This window comes from Lactobacillus sp. ESL0230, assembly GCF_003692805.1.
Taxonomy (GTDB): Bacteria; Bacillota; Bacilli; order Lactobacillales; family Lactobacillaceae; genus Lactobacillus; species Lactobacillus bombicola.
On record NZ_REHI01000004.1, the window covers coordinates 1 to 22,084 of the forward strand.

The 22,084-nt window shown below is 34.7% G+C and carries 24 protein-coding genes and 1 pseudogene; 22 read left to right on the forward strand and 3 right to left on the reverse strand.

The window, feature by feature from the left end:
* Positions 1 to 126: pseudogene (gene araD / locus F5ESL0230_RS00975) on the forward strand (L-ribulose-5-phosphate 4-epimerase); the annotation flags it as partial.
* Positions 127 to 174: 48 nt separating this feature from the next.
* On the opposite strand, the gene F5ESL0230_RS00980 reads toward araD, so the two are convergent.
* Positions 175 to 834: a hypothetical protein gene (locus tag F5ESL0230_RS00980; RefSeq protein ID WP_122021233.1), complete on the reverse strand. Its 660-nt coding sequence runs from the start codon at positions 832 to 834 to the stop codon at positions 175 to 177.
* A gap of 62 nt (positions 835 to 896) precedes the next feature.
* Here F5ESL0230_RS00980 and yaaA point away from each other — a divergent pair, with 62 nt between their 5' ends.
* From yaaA to F5ESL0230_RS01035, 11 genes are all read left to right on the forward strand, one after another.
* Complete coding sequence (gene yaaA, locus F5ESL0230_RS00985; protein WP_122021234.1) at positions 897 to 1,664, forward strand: peroxide stress protein YaaA; 768 nt, start codon at positions 897 to 899, stop codon at positions 1,662 to 1,664.
* A gap of 25 nt (positions 1,665 to 1,689) precedes the next feature.
* Positions 1,690 to 2,295, forward strand: a complete 606-nt coding sequence (locus F5ESL0230_RS00990; protein ID WP_122021235.1) for a histidine phosphatase family protein — start codon at positions 1,690 to 1,692, stop codon at positions 2,293 to 2,295.
* Between the two features lie 91 nt (positions 2,296 to 2,386).
* Complete coding sequence (locus tag F5ESL0230_RS00995) at positions 2,387 to 2,908, forward strand: TetR/AcrR family transcriptional regulator (RefSeq protein ID WP_122021236.1); 522 nt, start codon at positions 2,387 to 2,389, stop codon at positions 2,906 to 2,908.
* Entirely contained in the window at positions 2,908 to 3,969 is a 1,062-nt protein-coding gene (locus tag F5ESL0230_RS01000; RefSeq protein ID WP_122021237.1) for an ABC transporter permease, read from the forward strand. The genes F5ESL0230_RS00995 and F5ESL0230_RS01000 overlap by 1 nt, the downstream gene beginning before the upstream one ends.
* A 1-nt stretch (position 3,970) precedes the next feature.
* Complete coding sequence (locus F5ESL0230_RS01005; RefSeq protein ID WP_122021238.1) at positions 3,971 to 4,648, forward strand: ABC transporter ATP-binding protein; 678 nt, start codon at positions 3,971 to 3,973, stop codon at positions 4,646 to 4,648.
* Between the two features lie 473 nt (positions 4,649 to 5,121).
* The gene (locus F5ESL0230_RS01010) at positions 5,122 to 5,343 is read left to right on the forward strand and encodes a hypothetical protein (RefSeq protein ID WP_122021239.1); all 222 of its coding nucleotides are present in this window, start codon (positions 5,122 to 5,124) and stop codon (positions 5,341 to 5,343) included.
* Positions 5,344 to 5,471: 128 nt separating this feature from the next.
* Positions 5,472 to 6,092 carry a TetR/AcrR family transcriptional regulator gene (locus F5ESL0230_RS01015; RefSeq protein WP_122021240.1) on the forward strand — a complete coding sequence of 207 codons (621 nt, stop codon included), beginning with the start codon at positions 5,472 to 5,474 and terminating at the stop codon, positions 6,090 to 6,092.
* Positions 6,093 to 6,231: 139 nt separating this feature from the next.
* On the forward strand, positions 6,232 to 6,771 hold the full coding sequence (locus tag F5ESL0230_RS01020; RefSeq protein ID WP_122021241.1) for an NADPH-dependent FMN reductase: 540 nt from the start codon (positions 6,232 to 6,234) through the stop codon (positions 6,769 to 6,771).
* Positions 6,772 to 6,782: 11 nt separating this feature from the next.
* Positions 6,783 to 7,331 carry an NADPH-dependent FMN reductase gene (locus tag F5ESL0230_RS01025; RefSeq protein ID WP_122021242.1) on the forward strand — a complete coding sequence of 183 codons (549 nt, stop codon included), beginning with the start codon at positions 6,783 to 6,785 and terminating at the stop codon, positions 7,329 to 7,331.
* Between the two features lie 85 nt (positions 7,332 to 7,416).
* Positions 7,417 to 8,208, forward strand: coding sequence for a tyrosine-protein phosphatase (locus tag F5ESL0230_RS01030; protein ID WP_122021243.1), 792 nt, complete (start codon positions 7,417 to 7,419; stop codon positions 8,206 to 8,208).
* Between the two features lie 7 nt (positions 8,209 to 8,215).
* Positions 8,216 to 9,139 (forward strand): FAD:protein FMN transferase, encoded by a 924-nt coding sequence (locus F5ESL0230_RS01035; RefSeq protein WP_122021244.1) that lies wholly within the window; start codon positions 8,216 to 8,218, stop codon positions 9,137 to 9,139.
* 67 nt (positions 9,140 to 9,206) lie between these two features.
* Here F5ESL0230_RS01035 and F5ESL0230_RS01040 read toward each other — a convergent pair whose 3' ends face one another.
* A complete protein-coding gene (locus F5ESL0230_RS01040) occupies positions 9,207 to 10,139 on the reverse strand; it encodes a C39 family peptidase (RefSeq protein ID WP_122021245.1) in 933 nt (310 codons plus the stop codon).
* 293 nt (positions 10,140 to 10,432) lie between these two features.
* Positions 10,433 to 10,969 (reverse strand): CvpA family protein, encoded by a 537-nt coding sequence (locus tag F5ESL0230_RS01045; protein WP_122021246.1) that lies wholly within the window; start codon positions 10,967 to 10,969, stop codon positions 10,433 to 10,435.
* Positions 10,970 to 11,125: 156 nt separating this feature from the next.
* Between F5ESL0230_RS01045 and rsmG the strand changes: the two genes are divergently transcribed.
* The 10 genes from rsmG (at position 11,126) to F5ESL0230_RS01095 (ending at position 21,923) form a co-directional block, all read left to right on the forward strand.
* On the forward strand, positions 11,126 to 11,848 hold the full coding sequence (gene rsmG, locus F5ESL0230_RS01050) for a 16S rRNA (guanine(527)-N(7))-methyltransferase RsmG (protein WP_122021247.1): 723 nt from the start codon (positions 11,126 to 11,128) through the stop codon (positions 11,846 to 11,848).
* Between the two features lie 17 nt (positions 11,849 to 11,865).
* Positions 11,866 to 12,714 (forward strand): nucleoid occlusion protein, encoded by an 849-nt coding sequence (noc, locus tag F5ESL0230_RS01055; protein WP_122021248.1) that lies wholly within the window; start codon positions 11,866 to 11,868, stop codon positions 12,712 to 12,714.
* A 15-nt stretch (positions 12,715 to 12,729) separates the two neighbouring features.
* Positions 12,730 to 13,509 (forward strand): ParA family protein, encoded by a 780-nt coding sequence (locus F5ESL0230_RS01060; protein ID WP_118896590.1) that lies wholly within the window; start codon positions 12,730 to 12,732, stop codon positions 13,507 to 13,509.
* The gene (locus tag F5ESL0230_RS01065; protein WP_090093728.1) at positions 13,487 to 14,374 is read left to right on the forward strand and encodes a ParB/RepB/Spo0J family partition protein; all 888 of its coding nucleotides are present in this window, start codon (positions 13,487 to 13,489) and stop codon (positions 14,372 to 14,374) included. Before F5ESL0230_RS01060 ends, F5ESL0230_RS01065 begins: the two co-directional genes overlap by 23 nt.
* On the forward strand, positions 14,367 to 14,642 hold the full coding sequence (locus tag F5ESL0230_RS01070) for a DUF951 domain-containing protein (RefSeq protein ID WP_090093727.1): 276 nt from the start codon (positions 14,367 to 14,369) through the stop codon (positions 14,640 to 14,642). Before F5ESL0230_RS01065 ends, F5ESL0230_RS01070 begins: the two co-directional genes overlap by 8 nt.
* A 25-nt stretch (positions 14,643 to 14,667) precedes the next feature.
* Entirely contained in the window at positions 14,668 to 15,768 is a 1,101-nt protein-coding gene (gene ychF / locus F5ESL0230_RS01075; protein WP_118898266.1) for a redox-regulated ATPase YchF, read from the forward strand.
* Positions 15,769 to 15,777: 9 nt separating this feature from the next.
* Positions 15,778 to 16,560 (forward strand): DUF1129 family protein, encoded by a 783-nt coding sequence (locus F5ESL0230_RS01080; RefSeq protein WP_122021249.1) that lies wholly within the window; start codon positions 15,778 to 15,780, stop codon positions 16,558 to 16,560.
* 151 nt (positions 16,561 to 16,711) lie between these two features.
* Entirely contained in the window at positions 16,712 to 18,436 is a 1,725-nt protein-coding gene (locus tag F5ESL0230_RS01085; RefSeq protein WP_122021250.1) for an ABC transporter ATP-binding protein, read from the forward strand.
* Positions 18,437 to 18,472: 36 nt separating this feature from the next.
* Entirely contained in the window at positions 18,473 to 20,302 is a 1,830-nt protein-coding gene (locus tag F5ESL0230_RS01090; RefSeq protein ID WP_122021278.1) for an ABC transporter ATP-binding protein, read from the forward strand.
* Between the two features lie 256 nt (positions 20,303 to 20,558).
* The gene (locus F5ESL0230_RS01095; protein WP_122021251.1) at positions 20,559 to 21,923 is read left to right on the forward strand and encodes a DHA2 family efflux MFS transporter permease subunit; all 1,365 of its coding nucleotides are present in this window, start codon (positions 20,559 to 20,561) and stop codon (positions 21,921 to 21,923) included.
* The last annotated feature ends 161 nt before the right edge of the window (positions 21,924 to 22,084 follow it).

Below are 22,084 nucleotides of genomic sequence, written 5' to 3' on the forward strand. Positions count from 1 at the left end.
TTAACTAGAGCAGATAGTCATGTGCCCCAGTATTTATTAGATAAGCATTACTATCGAAAGCATGGTCAAGGAGCGTATTACGGGCAAAATAATGCCCAGTCGCAGACCCATGCGAAAAGAAAATAACCTATAATAATAAAGAAAGGCTAGGTGAACCTAACCTTTCTTTTTGGTTTAAAATTTAGTTTCTTTAATATCATCTTCAGGCCGATGTTGTTGCACACGGATAATCTGCCATGGGAAATTACTGTTTGTTGCGGTTTCTAAATTAATAATTAAGCTACCATTTTGATAACTAAAAGTTAATGGTGTACGATTTTCAATCATTTCAATCCGATTAGGTTCTTGAGTAAGACCGTTAACTTTAATTTTTTGGGGGAATGATTTTTGGACATAAATATAATTTTGATAAGGCATATGCCGATTTTGTAAAATGAAGCTATTACCGTCAACCGTAAGATTGCAAGGTGTGCTTTCATTAAAAGCATGCCCAAAAATATGCATCCAGCTATTAATCTGTTCAAGCATCTCTTTAGTAGCTGCACTAAAGCTACCATCACTATTAACAGCAATGTTGATTATAGATGCTTTACCAACTTTACGGTTTTGGACTAATGTTTCAATAATATTTGTTGTAGCTAAATCTTCACCAGTTGCAATAGTAACTAAGTTAATGGAATATTTGGCACAAGGAATTTGTAATTCATTTTCTAAGTGGTCAGCAGCAATTGCCCGCACACCAATATTACGGGCCGTTTTAACTAAAAAGTCCGTATCTATCTCTTGGGCATTTTTTAGTTTAAAATTTAGGATGATAGCAAAATCAGGATTCATTAATTCTCTCTCCTTAGTATATATAGTATTAAGTTTAACCTAAAAGGAGGTAAATACGAAAGATGAAAATTATTATTTCCCCGGCAATGAAAATGAAAGTTGACCATGAAGCTTTTTTAGCTCAGTCGCAGCCAAGCATGATCAAAAAGGCTCAAGAATTAGTTGATTTTCTTAAGCAGTGCAGTTTTTTGGAGTTGAAAGCAATTTGGCAAGCTAGTGAAAATACAACCAAAGAAGGACAAGAACAGTTAAAAGTTATCGACCTAAAGCAAAACACGGAGTTAACTCCGGCAATTATTTCTTACTCCGGTATTCAATATCAATATATGGCACCAGACTTGTTTACTCAGCCAGCGCTTAAGTATTTACAGAAAAATGTGCGAATTTTATCAGGACTTTATGGCATATTACGCCCCTTTGATGGTGTTTGGCCTTATCGTTTAGAAATGAAAAATAAAGTTCGCGGCTTTAGTGAGCCTAATCTTTATAAATTTTGGGGTAGTACCTTAGCTGATAACCTGTTTAGCAATGATGATGTAGTGATTAATTTAGCTTCTAAAGAATACTGGTTAAGTATTAAGCCTTATTTAACTAGTCTAAGACAAATGATTACCATTGAATTTCAAGAAAAGAAACAGGGAAAATGGCAGACTGTTGGGGTTCATGCCAAGATGGCGCGGGGCGAGATGGTTCGCTTTATTGCAGAACATCAACTAACTGATCCCCTCGACTTACAAAATTTTAACGATTTTGGCTTTGAATTTGTTCCAGAAGTTAGTAGTCCAACTACATATGTTTTTAGAACAGAATTTGATTTTAAACGACGTTAAGTAAAAAACGGAGGTAATCGCAATCATGGAAATCGTTTTTATACGTCATGGTGAAACAGAATTAAATAAAACAGGTAAGATTCAAGGTGCTTATTTTGACTATGACTTGAATTCCCAAGGTAAAGCTTATGCCCAAAAAGCCGCTGCTGTTTTTAATCCGGGTAATTTTGATGTGGTTTTTTCAAGTCCAATGAAAAGAGCATTGACAACTGCTAGAATTTTTACTAAGGGACAAAAGGAAATTAATATCGACCAACGGCTAGTTGAACATAACTTTGGTGAATGGGACGGGCAACTGCTGTCTGAATTAGGTAAAAAGTACCCTGATGCTGTTGATCCCTGGGGTAAGGCAAGTGCTAGTTATGTTAAATATGCACCTAGTGGTGAAACTTTTGCTGAGCTAAATGAACGGTGCGCAAGTTTTTTAACTGAAATGCAGGAAAAATACGCTAATAAGAAGGTATTGGTTATTTGCCATGGTACATTAATTCGGATGATGTTTGCTCATTACTTTACAGCTGGTGATCTGAATTACTTTCAGACCATTGATAATTGCGCATTAGCTAAAATTTCTTATTGTAATCAAACGCCACGGATAAATTATTATAATCGCTTATTAGCGCCACAATAAGACCGTGCATTTTAATTGACGTAAATTAAATTTAAAAGTATGCTAATTATTAAAGTGACACTGTGTCACTTTTAAAAGAAAGTGTCAACAAATGGTCAAGTCAACTTTTATCAATTTGCCACAGGCAAAAAAAGATTTAATTCAACAGGCCTTATTAAATGAGTTTGGTACCTATCCCTTGCAAGAAGCACAAGTAGCTCGAATTGTAAAAGATGCCGGCATTGCACGGGGAACTTTTTATAAGTACTTTATTGATTTAAAGGATGCCTATCAGTATCTTTATCTTTGTGCTATGGCGGAGCTACATATACCGATCCAACATACTTCAGCTTACAAGCCACAACTTATTTATAATATGGTGGTAGATTTCATTAAGCAAACACAATGTAGTAAATATGTTAATTTAATTAGAATTCATATTCTATATAACGAAAGTATGGTCAATCACCCTTTTCCTAGTGCGCTACTAAGTCAATTAAGTGCACAAAACTGGAGTGCAATGGTCTTAAGTCATGGAGCAATTCGAATGATTTTTGAAAATCCGCAGCAAGAAAAGGTAGTATTAGAACGCTTTAGGTCTGGACTTGAATTATTAGAAAAAGGAGCAAATTAGTGTTTTTAGCAATTAAGGAAATTAAGCGAGAAAAATTACGATATGGCTTAATTATTTTGATGATTTTTTTAATCAGCTATTTAATTTTTATATTATCTTCTTTAGCAGTTGGATTAGCCAGTCAAAATACTCAAGCTTTAGAATCATGGGATATTAGGCAGGTGGTTTTGAATAAAAATGCCAATGTCAATATGAGTCAGTCTGTTTTAAATGAAACGGATTTAAAACATGCTAATTTAACTAAAGATGAAGCTTTACTAGGACAAACACCCGTAGTTGCCAAAAGTAAAAATAGACCACAAGTTTCAGCACAGTTTATTGGGATTAAAAAAGCGCAGTTTATTTATCAAGACCAAGAAATTATTGCTGGTCGAAAAGCTAATAATAGTAGTGAAGTTGTTGTTGATCAAGCATTTAAAGTTAAAGGCTATCAGCTAGGCGATTATTTACAGTTAAATAATTCAAAGAAAAAATATCAAATTGTTGGTTTTGCTAAAAATGCGAAGATTAACATTGCCCCTATAATTTTTGGTACTTTGGCAACGTGGAAAACTTTGCGTCAAGGAATGCCTAATATGCAAGCGTCAGCAATTATGTCAAGGCGCACTGATTACCGCAATAATCATGGCAACAATAAGACATATACAATTAAATACTTCATTAATAAATTACCGGGCTATATGGCCCAGAATATGACTTTCCAACTGATGATTGGCTTTTTATTTGTTATTTCTCTTATTATTATTGCCGTTTTTTTATATATTTTAACCATGCAAAAAATGCATAACTTTGCGGTAATGCGGGCCCAGGGTATTCCAAGTGCTACCTTAATTAAAGCAACCATTAGCCAAGCATTAATGCTAGTTATCATCGGCGTTATACTAGGGCTTTTGGCAATGACTTTAACAGCTAAACTACTCCCTGCAGCTGTACCAATGAGCTTTACGTCTGAAATTGTGTTAAGTGGTACTATTGGAATGATGATAACAGGCTTGATTGGTAGTTTGATTCCGATTAGATCAATTTTGAAAGTTGATCCAGTAAAAGCAATAGGTGGATAAGATGGCAGTGATTGAATTAAATAATGTACAAAAGGTTTACGGTAAAGGGGCAGCTAAAGTTGTAGCTCTTAAAGATATAAATTTTAAAGCGGATGAAGGCGATGTGGTCCTTATCATGGGGCCTTCTGGTGCAGGTAAAAGTACTTTTTTAACAATTGCTGGTTCGCTACAAAAGCCTACTTCTGGTCAAGTTATAGTAGGCGGAGAAGATATTTCCCATCTTTCAACTAAGCAAAGCAATAATTTAAGATTAACGCGTATAGGCTTTGTATTACAGGCATATAACTTAGTTCCTTTTTTAAAGGTAAAAGAGCAATTTCAACTAGTTGATCGGGTTAAAAAAGATAATAATATTAGTCTTGTAGTGCTAAAAAAATTATTAAAGCGATTAAAAATTAGTGATTTAGTTAATAAGTATCCAAATGAATTATCTGGGGGACAACAGCAACGAGTAGCTATTGCTCGCGCACTATACGCGAATCCGGAAATTATATTAGCTGATGAGCCAACTGCCTCACTAGACAGTGAAAATGTTGATGAAGTGGGCCAATTATTTAAAGAGTTAGCCAAGGATTATCATAAAGCAGTCATTTTGGTAACTCATGATCCGCGATTAAAGAAATATGCAGATTATATATATGAAATGATGGATGGAAAAATAGTAAATAATAATAAATAGGCAATAAAAAGTATTCAAACAAAAAAGCCCTAGTTTTTTAATGATTAAAAACTAGGGCTTTTTTGTTTAATAACATATATAGATTACTTATAAAATGAGAGGCTAATTTTGTTAGTTAAGATATCAATTTTAGAAAGCGCTTATCTTTATGATAAATGGCGCTATTTCAATTCAGAAAACGTGTTTTGTTCTTGACAAAGTAGTTTAAAGTTTACTATTCTAAGTATTAGATAATTAATTGTTATTTTTTAAAATCATATGGATAGTAGGCTGTAAAAAGGCAAACTTTCACGGTAAGCAATCTATTAGTGATTAAAAAGGCATAGAATTAAAGTTTATGCCAAAATAACAAGAAATTATAAATGTGTGTTTGTGTTAAATGTGTTACTTTGTACTTTTATCTATTGAACTGTAGCTTGTATAGTTTGGCGGGATGAAAAGTTTATTTGAGTTTGTTTTGATGAGGTATAACAATGAATGAAATTCCAGAAGATAAATCAGTTGAAGTATCAACTGATTATGAAAATCAAAGTATTAATATGAGATTTTCGGAAAACTTAACTGATGATCGTGAACGCGGTTATATTTTATCTGCTGCTTTCTTTTCCTTTTGCGCATCTCAAGGATTAAGCAAATCTGAAATAATCGATATGGTTTCATCTTATTATGATGAGTTTTTAAAAAATAATGCCTAAACTCCCGTTACATTGCTGAAATAATTTAATTATACTGTTTCAGTATTTGTTTTATAATTTTCTTTTATAAGTGAAACAGGACAAAAAATAAAAGAACAGTCACTTGGGTTAATTAAGGGAAAACCAAAATGGCGAGAAAAAAAGAAATAGGAAGAAATAAAATATTAAATGTTGCTTATAAGATGGTTGTCAAAGATGGCATAGAATGTCTTACTGCCCGTAATATTGCAAAAGCGGGCCATTTTTCAACGCAACCAATATATCTAGAATTTAGTAGTATGGAAGAACTACGTAAAGAGGTTCTGCGAAAAATAGCTAATAATTTAAAGAACAATATTTTACAAAAGGAATATACTAATAAGCCTTTAGTTGATATGGATTTATCTTATATTGATTTTGCTCAAGACCATGAAAAATTGTTTCGGGCAATGTTTGTTGATGGGAAATTTGGTAGTAAAATTATTTCTGATACATTAATTAATCTAGGAATTGAAAAATTTAAGCAACAATATGATGATAATGGTTACAGTAAGACTAAAATTAAAAATATCGTGATTGCTAATTGGATTACTACAATAGGTCTTGCTTCATTGATTGTTAATAAAATTGCTGCTTTTTCACAGTCTCAGATTGTTAACGTCTTAAAAGCACAAGTCAATGACGCAATTCGGAATGATTGGCTTAGCAGAAATGATAATATTTCATTATTTGATGTTGATGACACTAAGACGGAGAAAAAGGCAAGATAATTAGACAAGCGTTAACGTGAATATTTAATTTTTGGCATTTCTTTAAAATGCAGTAATTTGAGTGCAAGTTTATGTAAAATCAATATCAAAAATGTTACAATTATCTAATAGAAGTTAGTTTTCTGAAAGGTGGTTTTTTATGAAAATCCTTGCATTATCTGGCTCAAATGCCAATAATTCGTTTAATGAGGCATTGCTTAAGTATATTACTAAGCATTTTGCTGATAGATATGATTTTAAACTGGTGACAGTTAAAGGATTACCAATGTTTAAAGAGGGTGAAGAGATCCCCGCAGCTATTCAAAGTTTAAGTGAAGAAATTAAGGCCTCTGATTTAGTCTTAATCGGTTCACCAGAGCAACAACACTCGGTAACTAGCGCTATGAGTAGTGCACTTGAATGGTTATCGAGTTCTACACGTCCTTTTAACGGTAAGCCAATTGTTATTGTGTCAACTTCACCAATGCCTCAAGGTGCTGCTCGTTCCCAAAGCCGGTTAAAGAGTTTGTTGTCTGCACCAGGTTTCAATGCCCTAGTGTTTAATGGTGATGAGTTTATGATGGGCACTGCACCAAGCCAATTTGATGAAAATGGTGACTTAACTAATGAGTCTACTGTTGAATTCTTAGGTCACTTCTTCGATGAAGTTGACGAATGGTACGCACAAATTACTAAGTAGGAGGACCAAGAATGAAATTATTAGCAATTGTTGGTACAAATGCACCTTTTTCATATAATCGCTTTTTAGCTAAATTTATTGCTAAGCATTATGGTGATAAAGCTGATATTGAAGTAAAAGAAATTGATAAGCTAACCCCATTTTGTAGAACAGAAATGGCTGATGAATCAATTAAAGCTTGGATTGAGGACATTAAGAGCGCTGATGGTATTGTAATTACTACGCCGGAATATGATCATACTATTCCAGCTGCTCTAAAGAGTAGTCTTGAATGGCTGGGTTCACATGCTGGTCCAAATGTAATGAAAATGAAGCCAGTTGCTGTAGTTGGGGCTTCAGTAGGTGGCCAAGGTAGTAGTCGTGCGCAAGAAGATATCCGTGAAATTCTTCTTTCTCCTGATATGAGTGCTAATGTTTTACCAGGAAACGAAGTTTTAATTGGTCAAGCAGCAAGTAAGTTTGATAAAGAAACTGGTAACTTGACTGATGAAGCGACTATCAAGCAATTAGATGGTATGATGGACAGTTTCTTTAAGTTTGTTGAACAAGCAAATAAATAATTTTTTGCTAGATTGATTAGCAGAGAGTAAAATAATCGGATAGAAGTAACTATCCGATTATTTTTTTATTAGTAGAGGTATTAGTATGTCTGATCCAGTTGTTTTACCAGTCAAGTCTGTTCGCAACCCACGTGATTTAGGCGGATACGTTGGAATTGATGGAAGAAAAATCAAGTTTCATCGTTTATTAAGAGCAGGTAATTTTAGTAAAATAACTTTAAAGGACGAACAGTTTTTGTTGAACTACGGCTTAAAAAAAATAATTGATCTGCGATCACCGACTGAATGTAAAAAAAATCCTGACCGGAAATTACCAGGTGTCAAACATTATCATTTTCCACTTTCTGATGAAGCTAATTCTGGTGGCAGTAAGTTAGATATGCAAAAAGAATTTGCTAAGTATCGCTGTGATCAATATGCTGGCTTTAAATTGATGTGTCAGCGTTATCATAATCACGTGCTGACTAAAAGAGCGCAAGCTAGTTTTCACCAGATTATACAGACTATCAGTAAAACAGACACAGGGGCTGTCTTATATCATTGCTCAGAAGGTAAAGATAGAACGGGTTTAGTTACGATTTTACTTTTATATATTTTAGGCGTAGATATGGAAACGATTAGATGTGACTACCTATATTCAAACTATTTACTTAATGAATATAGGGCAGTACGTGATCAAAGCTTTAAAGAAAATGGCGAAAATGAAATGTTTCGAGCCAATATGCGTGTATTAGGGTCAGTGGCGAATACATATTTTGACACTAGTTTAATCGCAATTAATAAAAAATATGGTAGTTTGGATTCATACATCGTTAACCAATTAGGCATTGATCATCAGATGCAAGAACTGCTTAGAGAAAAATATTTGGAGAAATAAGAATAAAATGATTGAAGAATTGGCATTAGAACAAGCAGTGGGACAGCATCATGCTTTAGGCACAACCATTACTTTACAAATTTTTGGTACCAAAAAAACTAATATTATCGATAAATCCTTTGATTTAATTGATTATTATGAAGATTTATTAACAGTTAATCGGGATAAGTCTGAGGTAATGAGTATCAACCATGCTGCAGGAAAAAGTGCGGTGCAAGTATCTAGTGCAACTTACGATTTAGTTAAGTTGGCGGTAAATGAAAGTCGCCAAAATTATGGTTTCAATGCCTTAATTGGGCCACTTGTCAAATTATGGTCAATCGGCTTTAAAAATGCGCATGTACCGACGAAGGAACAGATTACCCAAAAAAAACAGTTGATTAATCCTTTTAATGTTGACTTAAATGATACTGATCAAACTATATTTTTACAGCAACCTGGTATGGAACTTGATTTAGGTGGGATAGCCAAAGGTTGGATTGCAGATCGCATTCGTGATTATTGGCGTGCTTTTGGTGTACATGCAGGTATTATTAATTTAGGTGGAAATATTTTATTGGTAGGTAAATCACCTAAACGGGCTAATGGACAATGGGTAGTTGGGGTACAAGATCCTAAAGCAGCTCGTGGTAAAAATATTACCTCGGAAATGGTACCAGAATGCTCAGCTGTAACAAGTGGTACGTATGAACGTTACCTTGAAGTTGATGGACATAAATATCATCATTTAATTGATCCACGAACTGGTTACCCTGTTGAAACTGATTTAGCGGGAGTGACTACTTTTACCAAAACTTCAGTTCAAGCTGAAATTGAATGTAAGCGATTATTTTTTGCGCAGCACCCGATTGACAAGTGGCACGATGACCCTAGTCGAATAGGAGCAATTTTTGTTTATAATGACGGACATCTTGAACGTGACAATTTTTAAAGTAGTAATTTTTATGTTGAAAAAGCCTAGGATATTTAAAATCCTAGGCTTTTTTGTAAAATAATAATTATTTGAGTGTAATTGCTTTATGGCAGAATTCATTTTGTAAAGCGGCTTTGGGTACCCAGGCAATCGCACCGTGGTCATATGCCATGTTTTTGCCACCACTACCAGCACGATCATTTCTAGAATAGTAGAGAGGGTCATAGACACGAAAATCCCCATGACGATAGCCAGTGATTACCTTACAGTGATTACGGACATAATCACCAGGCTTTTGGTATGAAGAAAAGCCGTAAAATAAAACAGGTTTTCCAGCTTGAAGATACATTTTAATATCATTAAGAGTTAGATTTTTTTTAGAAATATTAATAACATTCTTGCCTTTATCAAAAGTACGAGCATACTTACTTAATGCGCCTGGTTGAATTACATAGCCAAAGCCTACGCCAGTGTATACATTGCCTTTTTGACCACCTTTTGTTGGTTGCATTGGTAAATTATCCTGAATTTTTTGCAGTAAACTAGTAGTAATTTCTTGTCCTTGTGAGCCTAAGAGCATTGCCATTGAAGCACCAGCACATCCCCAAGGTGTTTTAACGGGGACATACTGGCTTACATAAGGAACCTTAATTAGTTTACTTTGGTTAGGTTTAGCTACAGCGTTTTGATTAATATAACCAATTGCGGGCTGATTTTTTTTGCTAATCCAGTAATACTTTTTACCATTATGAGTAGAAACATGCGAAACTACAAAATTTTGGTGGAAGTATTTGGCACTGGATTTTTTATTTTCAAATAATCCCTGATATACGCCATAGTTCTTTTTGATAACGGCCACGTTAAAAGGTTTAACCTTTTTAGAAGCTAGTTCAGTAGTTGGAGCTACTGAATCGGCACTAACTTTAGAGATTAAACTGTCATTAGCAACTGGAACATATAGCAGTAAAGCTACGCTGATAGTAATAATCTTTTTTAATATTTGCTTTTTATTCATCATAAATCTCTATCCTTTCTATATGTAGTTTACCTTAATTATTTGAGTTATGCATAAAAACTTTATTGTTCGTTTGTTTTAAATCATAAATACTTGGATCCATTCTAATAGTGCAAAAAATTAAGGTGAATTTTATAAAAGTGCTACTGCTAAATACGCTAAAAATTTATAAGAAAAGTCTTGGGGGCATTAGTAGTTAAAGTATATAAAAAGCAAGTAGAAAAACTACTTGCTCTGTCATAAGCTAGCCATATTTATGAGTTTAATATTCTGTGAGTGAAAAGCATAGTGCTCCATTATGCTGCCGTGCGACTAATGCTAAAAATCATGTTAAACATTCCGTTAGATAGTATTGGAGTATTGTAAATAATAAACCGGATAAATGCTGAATCGAGCGTTTGCTGAATAAACCAAGGATTTTGGAGCGCATTTATCATCGATAAAATAATGTAAACAAAGAAATAACTAGCAAATAAAGAAGCGATCCCGCCTAAGACGCCATCTAAAATAGTACCAAAGCTAGTTGAATGCGGGTTTTTATTTGGAACCCAACTTTTAAAGATTTTACTAATCCATTTGCCAACGAATAAAATGATGAAAAAGGCTAAGAAACGAAATAACATTAAGTTGGTTGCTGGGGTTAAAGTTGTTTGAATATTTTGTCCAGTAATCTGACCATAAATCCAATTGCCTAAAGGATTTTGAAAAAGAATAGCCATGATAAAAACGATGGCCGCAAAAATTAAATTAATAATTAGCTTGGTAAACCCAGTTTGATAACCTTTATATGTCTTAAAGGCTAAGTAAGTCAGAACAATTAAAGTAACAATCATTTTTTTCTCCTTTGAAGCTATTATAGCTTATTTTATGTGTTTAGACTTTGACGACAGTCAAAAAATATTCCATAATTATAGGGATGTATGGCTTTACAATAAGTCGTTTTTAGCGTTAAATTTATAGGGTGTGAAACAAGGTTTCACGGGTGAAAAATGAATCCTGAACAATTTGTCCAAGAATTATCAAAATGTAATTGTAAATTAAATGAAAAGCAAATCAACCAATTTAAGCAATACTTTACTAACTTGGTTGCTGCTAATCGGCATGTTAACCTCACGCGGATAACTGCTGAAAGTGATGTTTATTTGAAGCACTTTTTTGATAGTATTACGCCATTGTTGGTTTTTAACAATATTTTCAAAAATGAAAGTAAGATATGTGATGTAGGTGCCGGAGCAGGTTTCCCATCAATTCCACTTAAGATAGTGCAACCAGAAATTAAAGTTACAATTGTTGATTCATTAGGTAAAAGATTAACTTTTTTACAAAACTTGATTGAACAATTGAAGCTTAAAGACGTAACTCTTGTTCATAGTCGCGCCGAAGATATTGGTCAAGACAAGCTTTATCGCGAGCAGTTTGATATTGTAACGGCAAGAGCAGTGGCTAATATGGCAGTTTTAAGTGAATATTGTTTACCATTGGTCAAAAAAGGTGGTTACTTGGTGGCATTAAAAGGCCCAAAAGCTGAAAGTGAATTAAGTGCGGCTAAAAAAGCTATTGCTTTATTAGGAGGAAAATTGCTAGAAGTAAAAGATTTACAATTACCCAATAGTAGTGAAGAACGAACCTTAATTCTAGTACAAAAAACGAAGGAAACACCTAAAAAATATCCACGACAGGCGGGGACCCCACACCGCAAACCGATTCACTGATTAGGGAGGATTATTACATGTCATTTTTTTCTTCTTTACGGCATCATGATGAGATTCCTAAAGATAAACAAATTCAAGATATTACATTAAAAGAGATTGAGCCTAATTCGTACCAACCGCGGCATGAATTTTCAGATCAATCAATTCATGAATTAGCGGCAACGCTTGCTAAAGACGGCTTACTTCAGCCAATTATTGTGCGTGAAAAAGGTGAAAAGTACGAAATAATTGCTGGCGAGCGGCGTTTTAGAGCGGCGCAACAATTAGATTGGAATACCATACCAGCTATTGTTAATAATATGACTGATAGTCAAGCTGCTTCACTGGCTTTAATTGAAAATTTACAACGTGAAAATTTGAACCCGATTGATGAAGCACAGGCTTACAATAATCTAATGAAGATGAATAATTTAACACAGACTACTTTAGCGCAAAATATTGGTAAGTCGCAATCTTATGTAGCTAATAAATTGCGCTTATTAAAATTAACGCCTAAAGTCCAAAGTTATTTGATAAGTGGAGAAATAACGCCGCGGCATGGCCGTTGCTTAGTTGGGTTGAGTGAAAAAGACCAGGGTCGGGTTTTAGACGAAATTTTAGCTAATAATTTGAATGTTAGTGATACCGAAAAGATTATAAAAGATGTTGATGGCTATTTTGCCAGTAAAAAAGTTAAAGCGCAGGAAAAGGATGAAGCTGAAAAAACGCAGCGGGCAGTTAACCGAATCCCTAAAGATTTGAAGGTCCAAATTAATACCATCAAACAAGCGGTAAAATTAGCTAAAGACTCAGGGATTAAAGTTAAAGTTAAAGAAAATAATAATCCTGATGATTATAAAATTACAATCGAATTAAAAAGAAAGTAGGAAGGCATGGAGAATATGGTAAGTGTGATTTCGGTGGCTAACCAAAAAGGTGGGGTTGGCAAAACGACGACGACCATTAATTTGGCAGCTTCGATTGCCAAACGTGGCTATCACGTATTAATTGTTGACATTGATCCTCAAGGCAATGCAACTTCTGGGTTAGGAATTGAAAAGTCAGAAATCGATGAAGATATCTACAGTGTTTTAATTAACGATGTACCACTAAAAGACACGATTTTCCATACTTCAACTGCCAAACTAGATTTGGTTCCGGCTACAATTAATTTGTCAGGAGCCGAAACTGAATTGATTAGTATGATGGCTCGAGAAACGCGCCTGAAGTCCGCTTTAGATACAGTAAGTGGAGACTATGATTTTATTTTTATCGATTGTCCCCCGTCTTTAGGGCAATTATCAATCAATGCTTTCACAGCTTCTGATTCTATTCTGATTCCCGTTCAAAGTGAGTATTATGCAATGGAAGGCTTAAGCCAGCTGCTAAATACAATTCGATTGGTTCAAAAGCATTTTAATAAAGATTTGGGTGTTGAAGGCGTACTTATGACAATGCTAGATGCGCGAACCAACTTGGGAGCAGAAGTAGTTAAAGAAGTTAAGTCGTATTTTTCAAATAAAGTTTATCAGACGATTATTCCAAGAATTACTAAGCTAGCTGAAGCTCCCAGCTATGGTGAAGCAATTACTGAATATGCCCCTAATTCACGGGGGGCAAAAGTTTATGATGATTTGGCTAGGGAGGTGCTGAATAACCATGGCAAGAGACTCAAAAAGTAAGGAAACCAAAAGACATGGCGGTTTAGGACGGGGCATCGAGGCTTTATTTGAGGATGAGCCGCAGATTGAAGAAGCTGAAGAGGAAATTCAAGATCTTGCCTTAAGTGAGATTAGACCGAATCCATATCAACCTCGCCGTAATTTTGACGAAAAAACTTTGAAGGAACTAGCTGATTCCATCAAAGAAAATGGAGTTTTTCAACCGATTATTGTGCGTAAATCTGTAAATGGCTATGAAATTATTGCAGGTGAAAGACGTTGTCGGGCATCTAAGATTGCTAAAAAGACTACGGTTCCAGCAATTGTTCGTGCTTTTACTGAAAGCCAGATGATGGAAGTTGCTGTTTTAGAAAACTTACAACGTGAGGACTTGACCCCGCTTGAAGAAGCTCAAGCGTACGATATGCTTCAAAAAAATCTCGGCTTGACACAAGAAGAAGTCTCTAAGCGTATGGGTAAGTCACGTCCATATATTGCCAACTATTTACGCTTATTGACCTTGCCTAATAAAACTAAGCATTTGTTACAGCATGGTGATTTATCAATGGGGCAGGCTCGGACCTTGCTCGGGTTAAAGAATAAGGACAAAATTGATGAAGTAGCCAAACAGGTTGTTAAAGAAGGCATGCCTGTGCGTAAAGTTGAAGCACTTGTTGCCAAATTGAACTCACAAAAAACGCATAAAAAGGCAGTGCAAAAATCAGCGTTTATTAAGGCTAGCGAACATCGTTTAGCTGATAAGTTAGGTTCGAATGTTAATATTTCTGAAAGTAAAAAGGGCAGCGGACGTTTAGCTATCTCTTTTTCTTCTGTTGATGAATTGAATCGAATTCTTGATATTTTAGGTGTTGATCTTGATGAATAAAAATATTCAATACAATTTAGCTGATACTGTATTGATGAAGAAGCCACATGCTTGTAAGATTAATAACTGGGAAATCTTGCGATTAGGTGCGGACATTCGTTTGAAATGTATGGGCTGTGGTCATATTGTTTTGATGCCACGCTCAAAATTTGTCCATAATTTCAAAAAAATTTTGGCTAAGGCTAATGATCCGGTCAATTTGAAAAATGAACAATATGAGCTAAAAAATACAATAGTTCAACCAAATTTAATCCAAGATAATAAGTGATTTTGATAAAAAGAAGAGGATAAATATGTCATTAACTGCTGGAATTGTTGGCTTACCTAATGTCGGGAAGTCTACTTTATTTAATGCAATTACTAAAGCTGGTGCTGAGATGGCTAACTACCCATTTGCTACCATTGAACCAAATGTTGGGATGGTTGAGGTACCGGATAAAAGATTAGCTAGAATCCAAGAATTAGTTCCTGCTAAAAAAATTGTCCATACTACTTTTGAGTTTACTGATATTGCAGGGCTGGTCAAAGGCGCATCTAAGGGTGAAGGACTAGGCAATAAATTTTTAGAAAATATTCGCCAAACTGATGCAATTATCCATGTAGTCCGGTCATTTGAAGATGATAATATTACTTCAGTTACTGGCAAAGTTGATCCTGAAGAAGATATTAATACAATCAATTTAGAATTAGCGATTTCAGATTTAGATGCAGTTAATCGGCGCATTGATAAAGTTAAAAAGTTAGCGCAGCAAAAAGACAAAGAAGCTAAGGCTGAATTACAAGTTTTACAAAAGATTAAGCCCGTTCTAGAAGAAGGTAAAGCGGTACGCTCAATTAGTTTTAATGATGAAGAAGAAAAAATAGTAAAGGGTCTATTTTTGTTAACCGCTAAGCCGGTAATTTACGTTGCTAACATTGCAGAAGAAGCAATGGCTAATCCTGAAGCTGACCAATATTACCAAATTGTAAAAAAGCATGCTGACAGTGAAAATGCTGGTTGCATTGGTGTTTCTGCAGCAACTGAAGAAGAAATTGCTGGTCTAGATGAGGATGAAAAAGCTGAATTTTTAGAAGCCGAGGGTGTGAGTGAGTCAGGATTGGATCGACTAATTAGAGCAGCTTATCATCTTTTGGGATTGCGTACGTTCTTTACAGCAGGTGGACCAGAGACACGAGCATGGACCTTTCATGAAGGCATGAAGGCACCCCAAGTTGCTGGTGTAATTCATTCTGACTTTGAACGAGGCTTTATTAGGGCAGAAGTTGTCTCATTTGCTGATTTAAATAAATATGAGACCATGCAGAAGGTCAAGGAAGCTGGTAGGTTGCGTCTTGAGGGGAAAGATTATGAAGTGCAAGACGGTGACATTATTGAGTTTAGATTTAATGTTTAGGAAAAGATAATGGCTGAAAATAAAAATGCTGAGCAAACAAAAATTGATGCAAATCAGCAAGAAAAATTAAAAGAAAAAGTTGCGGTTCAAAATAAAGATGATCAAATTAAACAGATGAGTTCCCAGGAACTGCGAAAAGAACTTAGTAAAAAGAATGCTGATTATATTTTTCGTTTACAAAAAGAGTTAGAAACCCAAGGTAAAATGAGCCAAGAAGAAGCGCAAAAGCGTATTGACTTACTGTTGCCTGAAATAGTGCTAGCACAACACCATGGGCGACCAGCTTCTAATTTTTATACAATGTCGCCAAAATTAAAAGCAGCTGATTTAATTAAGCCAAAAGAGAAAACAGCTGCAGATATTCCCTTTTGGCAATATGCAGTTGATGGTGCATTAATTTATGTGGTACTTTTTGTTGGTATCTTTGGGGTACTAGCACTCTTTCAGACTAATTCTAAAGCCAATGCACAAATGGGCATTTTAACTTTAATTAGTGTCGGCGCTGGTATGGGAGCACTGATGACCAAATATAATGAATTAATTTTGCCTGCAACTGGTAAAAGCAATAAAATTCCTTGGTCTAAGTTGATTTTAGGTCTAGTGACAATGATTTTAGGGTTACTAGCTTTGATGTGGCTATTGTCGCTACCTGCACTAAAAGTAATAAATCCAATATTACCTGGTGCAGCTAATATTATTATTGCAATTGTTGTTTATGGTATTCGTTGGTTATTTAGAAGACATTATGAACTGATTGGTTCGGTCTTTTCACCAGTAGCCAGAAACAAATAAAGTGCTTTTTGTCAAGAAAAGAGCTATACTTAAATAACTTTATATATAAAAAGGATAAACAGACACCGATGAGTCTGTTTATCCTTTTTAAAATAAATTGCTCTTAGAAAAAGTATAAATGTCATTTTGACTTAATAGAAAGAGGTATTTAATGATTAATACGCTGCGTAAATCTATTAGGCAATACAAAAGATTGTCTTTGCTGTCGCCGCTATTTGTTACCGGAGAAGTTATTATAGAAATGCTGATTCCATATTTAGTTGGTATTTTAATCGATAATGGAATTATGAAGGGTAATATGCCATATATAACTAAGTGGGGTTTGGTGCTGTTTGCAATTACAATTACTTCTCTTATTTTAGGAGCGAGTGCTAGCTATGTTTCGGCCCATGCTGCGGCTGGGTTTGCTGCTAACCTGCGCAAAGATATGTTTTATCATGTACAAGATTATTCGTTCGAAAATATTGACAAATTTTCTAGTGCGAGTTTAGTAACGAGAATGACAACTGATGTTAATAATGTCCAAATGTCATATCAAATATTAATTAGAATTGCAGTTAGAGCACCAATGATGCTAGTCGTTTCCATAATTATGTCATTAATTATTAGTCCACGGCTATCATTAATTTTTGTGGTAATTGCTCCAATTTTTATTCTTCTACTGGCCTTGGTTATCAAAAGTGTTAATCCTTATTTTCCCAAAATATTTAGGGGATACGATCGGATGAATGAAGTTGTGCGTGAAAATGTTCGGGGCATTAGAGAAGTTAAGACTTTTGTGCAAGAAGAGCAACAAACAAACCAGTTCAAAAAAACGTCAGGTTTTATTTATAAATTATTTTCTACAGCGCAAAAGATTATGTCGCTCAATTCAATGATTGTTATGGCCGTTTTGAATATTTCTAATTTAGCTATTTGTTGGTTTGGAGCGAAAGAAATTGTTGGCGGTAGCTTACAACCAGGACAACTTATTTCAATGTTTTCCTATTCCAATTCAGTTTTAAATAGTTTAAATATTTTAGCAATGATTTTTACCCAATTAGTTATTTCGGCAGCTAGTGGGCGAAGAATTGCGGATGTAATCAATGAAAAGCCATCAATTGAAAATCCACGTAAACCACTAACGCATTTAACTAATGGTGAAGTAATCTTTGATCACGTCAACTTTAAATATGATCAAGAAGATAAAAATTTAGCTTTAAGTGACATTAATTTAAATATTAAGTCAGGCGAAACTCTTGGTATAATCGGTCGAACAGGGTCTTCAAAATCCACGCTAGTGGCAATGATACCGCGGCTTTACGATACAATTTCAGGAGCTGTCAGAGTTTCTGGGCACAATGTTAAATCATATGATTTAAAAACACTGCGTGATAATGTAGCGATGGTTTTACAAAATAATGTTCTGTTTTCGGGAACGATTAAAGAAAATTTAAAGTGGGGTAATGAAAATGCAACTGATGAGCAGATTTTAGCTGCTGCGAAAATTGCTCATGCAGATGATTTCATTAGTGAAATGCCCAATCAATACGATACAATGGTTGAACAAGGTGGTAGCAATGTTTCTGGTGGACAAAAGCAGAGAATTACGATTGCTCGTGCCCTCCTTAAAAAACCCAAAATTTTGATTTTGGATGATTCAACTTCAGCAGTTGATACTCAAACGGAGCGAGAAATCAGAGAATCTCTAGCTAAAAATATGCCAGATACTACCAAGATTATTATTTCACAAAGAATTGTTTCAATTAAAGATGCAGACCGAATTGTAGTAATGGATGAAGGTAAAATTCAGGATATTGGCACGCATGATGAATTAATGGAACGTAATGATTTATACAGTTCAATTGCAAAATTCCAAGAAGAACAGAAAAAGTAGGTGATAAATTTGGATAAAGCAGTAGAAACTAAGAAGATGACTGGTAAGCGTTCAACCACCTTATTACGGTTGCTTAAATTAGTTGCCAATACCAGTCCCTGGATGCTGATTACGTCAATAATTGCGATTATTTTGTCAGCTGGATCAACCGTTATGGGTTCTTTATTCATTGAACGTTTAATTAATGAATACATAATGCCGTTACTTAAACAATCTCATCCTGATTTTGGTCCTTTATGGCAGGCAATTGTAGTAATGTTTGGCTTTTATGCCATTGGCTTTATTGCTAGCTACTTTTTTACGATGTTAATGGGAGTTTTAGCTCAAAAGGTGCAATATCGCGTTCGTAACGAAATGTTTGAGCATATGGAAATATTACCAATTGCGTATTTTGATGAAAATGATTTTGGCGATATTATGAGTCGTTATACCAATGATATTGATACCTTAATGCAAATGATTTCGCAATCAATTCCACAATTTATGAATTCCTTATTAAATATTGTTTTCGTGTTAGCAGCAATGATTAGCTTGAGTTGGCAGTTAACGATTTTTACTTTGATAATTTTTGCATTATCAATTGGTGTTGTACGATTTTTGACGTCACGATCAGCGCATTATTTCCAATTACAACAAAAAGAATTAGGTCAAGTTAATGGTTATAATGAAGAAATGCTTAACGGCTTGAAAGTTATCAAAGTTTTCAGTCATGAACCAGAAGTAGAAGCAGATTTTGAAGTTTATAATAAAGAGCTAGAAAATGCAGCTGGTAAGGCTAATACTTATTCAACGGTTTTATTTCCAATTATGGGTAATATTGGCAACTTGTTATATGTACTAATTGCGGTTATTGGCGGCGCAGTTGCCATTAACCATATTGCACCTCTATCACTAGGTGTTATTGGGGCCTTTTTACAGCTATCTAAACAATTTGCTATGCCAATTGCACAAATTTCTCAGCAGTTAAATTCAATAGTTATGGCTTTAGCTGGTGCAAAAAGAATTTTTGATTTAGAAGATCAACCAGTTGAACTAGATGATGGCGATGTAACAATAACTAAAGATGAAAAGGTTAAGGGCACCTGGTATTGGAATGTGCCACAAAATGATGGAACAGTTAAGCAGGTAACTGTTAAAGGCCACATTGTTTTTGACCACGTAGACTTTAGCTATGCTCCTGACAAACAAATTTTATATGATATTTCGCTAGATGCAAAACCAGGGATGAAGGTCGCTTTAGTTGGTGAAACTGGTGCAGGTAAAACAACGATTTCTAATATGGTCAATCGCTTTTATGAAATTGATTCAGGAACTATTACTTATGATGGTATTCCAATTAAACGGATTAAAAAAGATGATTTACGTCATTCTTTATCGATTGTCTTACAAGAAACGCATATGTTTACAGGAACGGTAATGGACAATATTCGCTTTGGTAATATGAATGCTAGTGATGATGATGTCTATCAAGCAGCTCATTTGTCTCATGCCGATGAATTTATTCATCACTTAGATGAGGGTTACCAAACTGTTATTGATGGTGAAGGCGGAGATTTGTCGCAAGGACAGATGCAATTATTAAGTATTGCGCGAGCAATGATTGCAGATGAGCCAGTAATGATTTTAGATGAGGCAACCTCAAGCATTGATACACAGACAGAGCAGTTGATTCAATCGGGGATGGACAATCTTCTTGCTGGTAGAACAAGTTTTGTTATTGCGCACAGATTATCTACAATCGTTAATTCTGATTTGATTTTAGTACTTGATCATGGTCATATTATTGAAGCAGGTAATCATGAGCAACTGCTGAAGCAAAAGGGCTACTACTACGAATTGTATACTGGTAAAAAGGAAATAGAATAAAAATTATTTAATTAAGGGTCAAGCTCTCTAAGAGTTTGATCCTTTTATAGTGGCTTTTATCTTACTATCTTGTTAAAAGTAATTTTTAGCTAGTAAAGCCTGACTTTGATGCTAGAATATGATTTTTAATTAAATAAAAAACTTACGAAGAAATTTTCTTTTTGATAAGATAATCAAGTTGCGCTTAGAAGCACAAAATGTAAAAGGAGTTTTTTATGGAAAATAATCAAGCAAAGTTCAGCGCCCTTGGTTGGCAATGATGAGTATGATTATAGGCGCCTTTGTGGGCATGCTATCAGAGACCTCATTAAATATTGCACTACTACAATTAATGAAATCATTTCAGCTAAATTCAGGTACTATTCAGTGGCTGGTTACCGGCTATATGTTAGTAATTGGTGTCATTTTGCCTTTTTCAAGTTTATTAACTAAGTGGTTTTCTACCAGACAAATCGTAATTATTGGTTTGCTGGATTTTATATTTGGCGTCATCATAGCTGCTACAGCACCTAATTTTATAATTTTATTAATAGGTCGAATGATTCAGGGATTAGGGACAGGGCTAATCTTGCCCTTAGTGTTTACAGTAGCGATGCTAATTTTCCCGTCATCTAAAATGGGGACTGCGGTGGGTGTTTGTGCCCTAGTCATTATGCTAGCGCCAGCGATTGGCCCTACTATTACTGGTATTATTTTGGGTAAGTTAACTTGGAATTGGATTTTTTGGTTTTTTATGCCCTTTTTAGTAGTAGCCTTAATTTGTGCTATTATTGGCTTACCCAATACTGGTAAAATTACTCGACCAAAGGTAGATATTCTTTCATTACTTGAATCCGTTGTGGGATTTGCTAGTTTAGTAATGGGAGTCAGCTTTGCTTCAAATATGGGCTGGACGGCGCCAACTGTTTTATTAATGTTAGCTATTGCTGCGATTGTTTTATTTCTATACACATATTGTAAATTACATTTAGAACAACCAATTATTAATCTTCACGTTTTTAAGAAATTAGCTTTTGCACAGGGGGCAATCTGTGTTATGTTGGATTTTGCGATTATTTTATCAGCAATGTATTTGTTGCCACAATATTTGCAAAGAAGTCTATTGTTGCCTGTTGCCCTGACAGGAATTATTATGTTACCTGGTGGAATTATCAACGCCTTAGTGTCAGCTTTTGCAGGTCGACTATATGATTCTGTAGGAGCAAAAATACCTGCTGTATCAGGTTTTACTATTGCTATTATTGGGCTAATCATGTTAATTTTTTCAAATCCCACTTCAAGTATTATTTATGTTATTGTAACTCATATTATTATAATGATTGGTTGTCCCTTAGCGATGTCCCCAGCACAAACCCATGCTTTGAATGCTTTAAAAGGGACAGAATCAGCTGATGGCAGTACTATTTTAAATACTATGCAACAGATTATTGGCGCCGTTGCCACCGCTCTTGCGATTAGTTTTTTAAGTTGGGGTCAAAATACTTACCAAGGCACTGATAAAGCCGCACAATTTACTAATGGTGTACATTATGGCCTATATTTCACTTTGATTTTGGCAGTTATTGGCTTAGTTGTCGCATTTACTCTAAAGTCAACTCGGCATGTTGAAAATAAAAATTAATGCCTATAATATAAATTAAGGGTTAATTATTAAATTTTATAATTACATGGTAACTGTTAAAGTTAATTATACTTTGGTCTTAACCTAATTAAGCGGCAGATTATTTAATAATTTGCCGTTTTTTAATACTTTAAACTACTTAATAGGTTAACTTTTAAGGA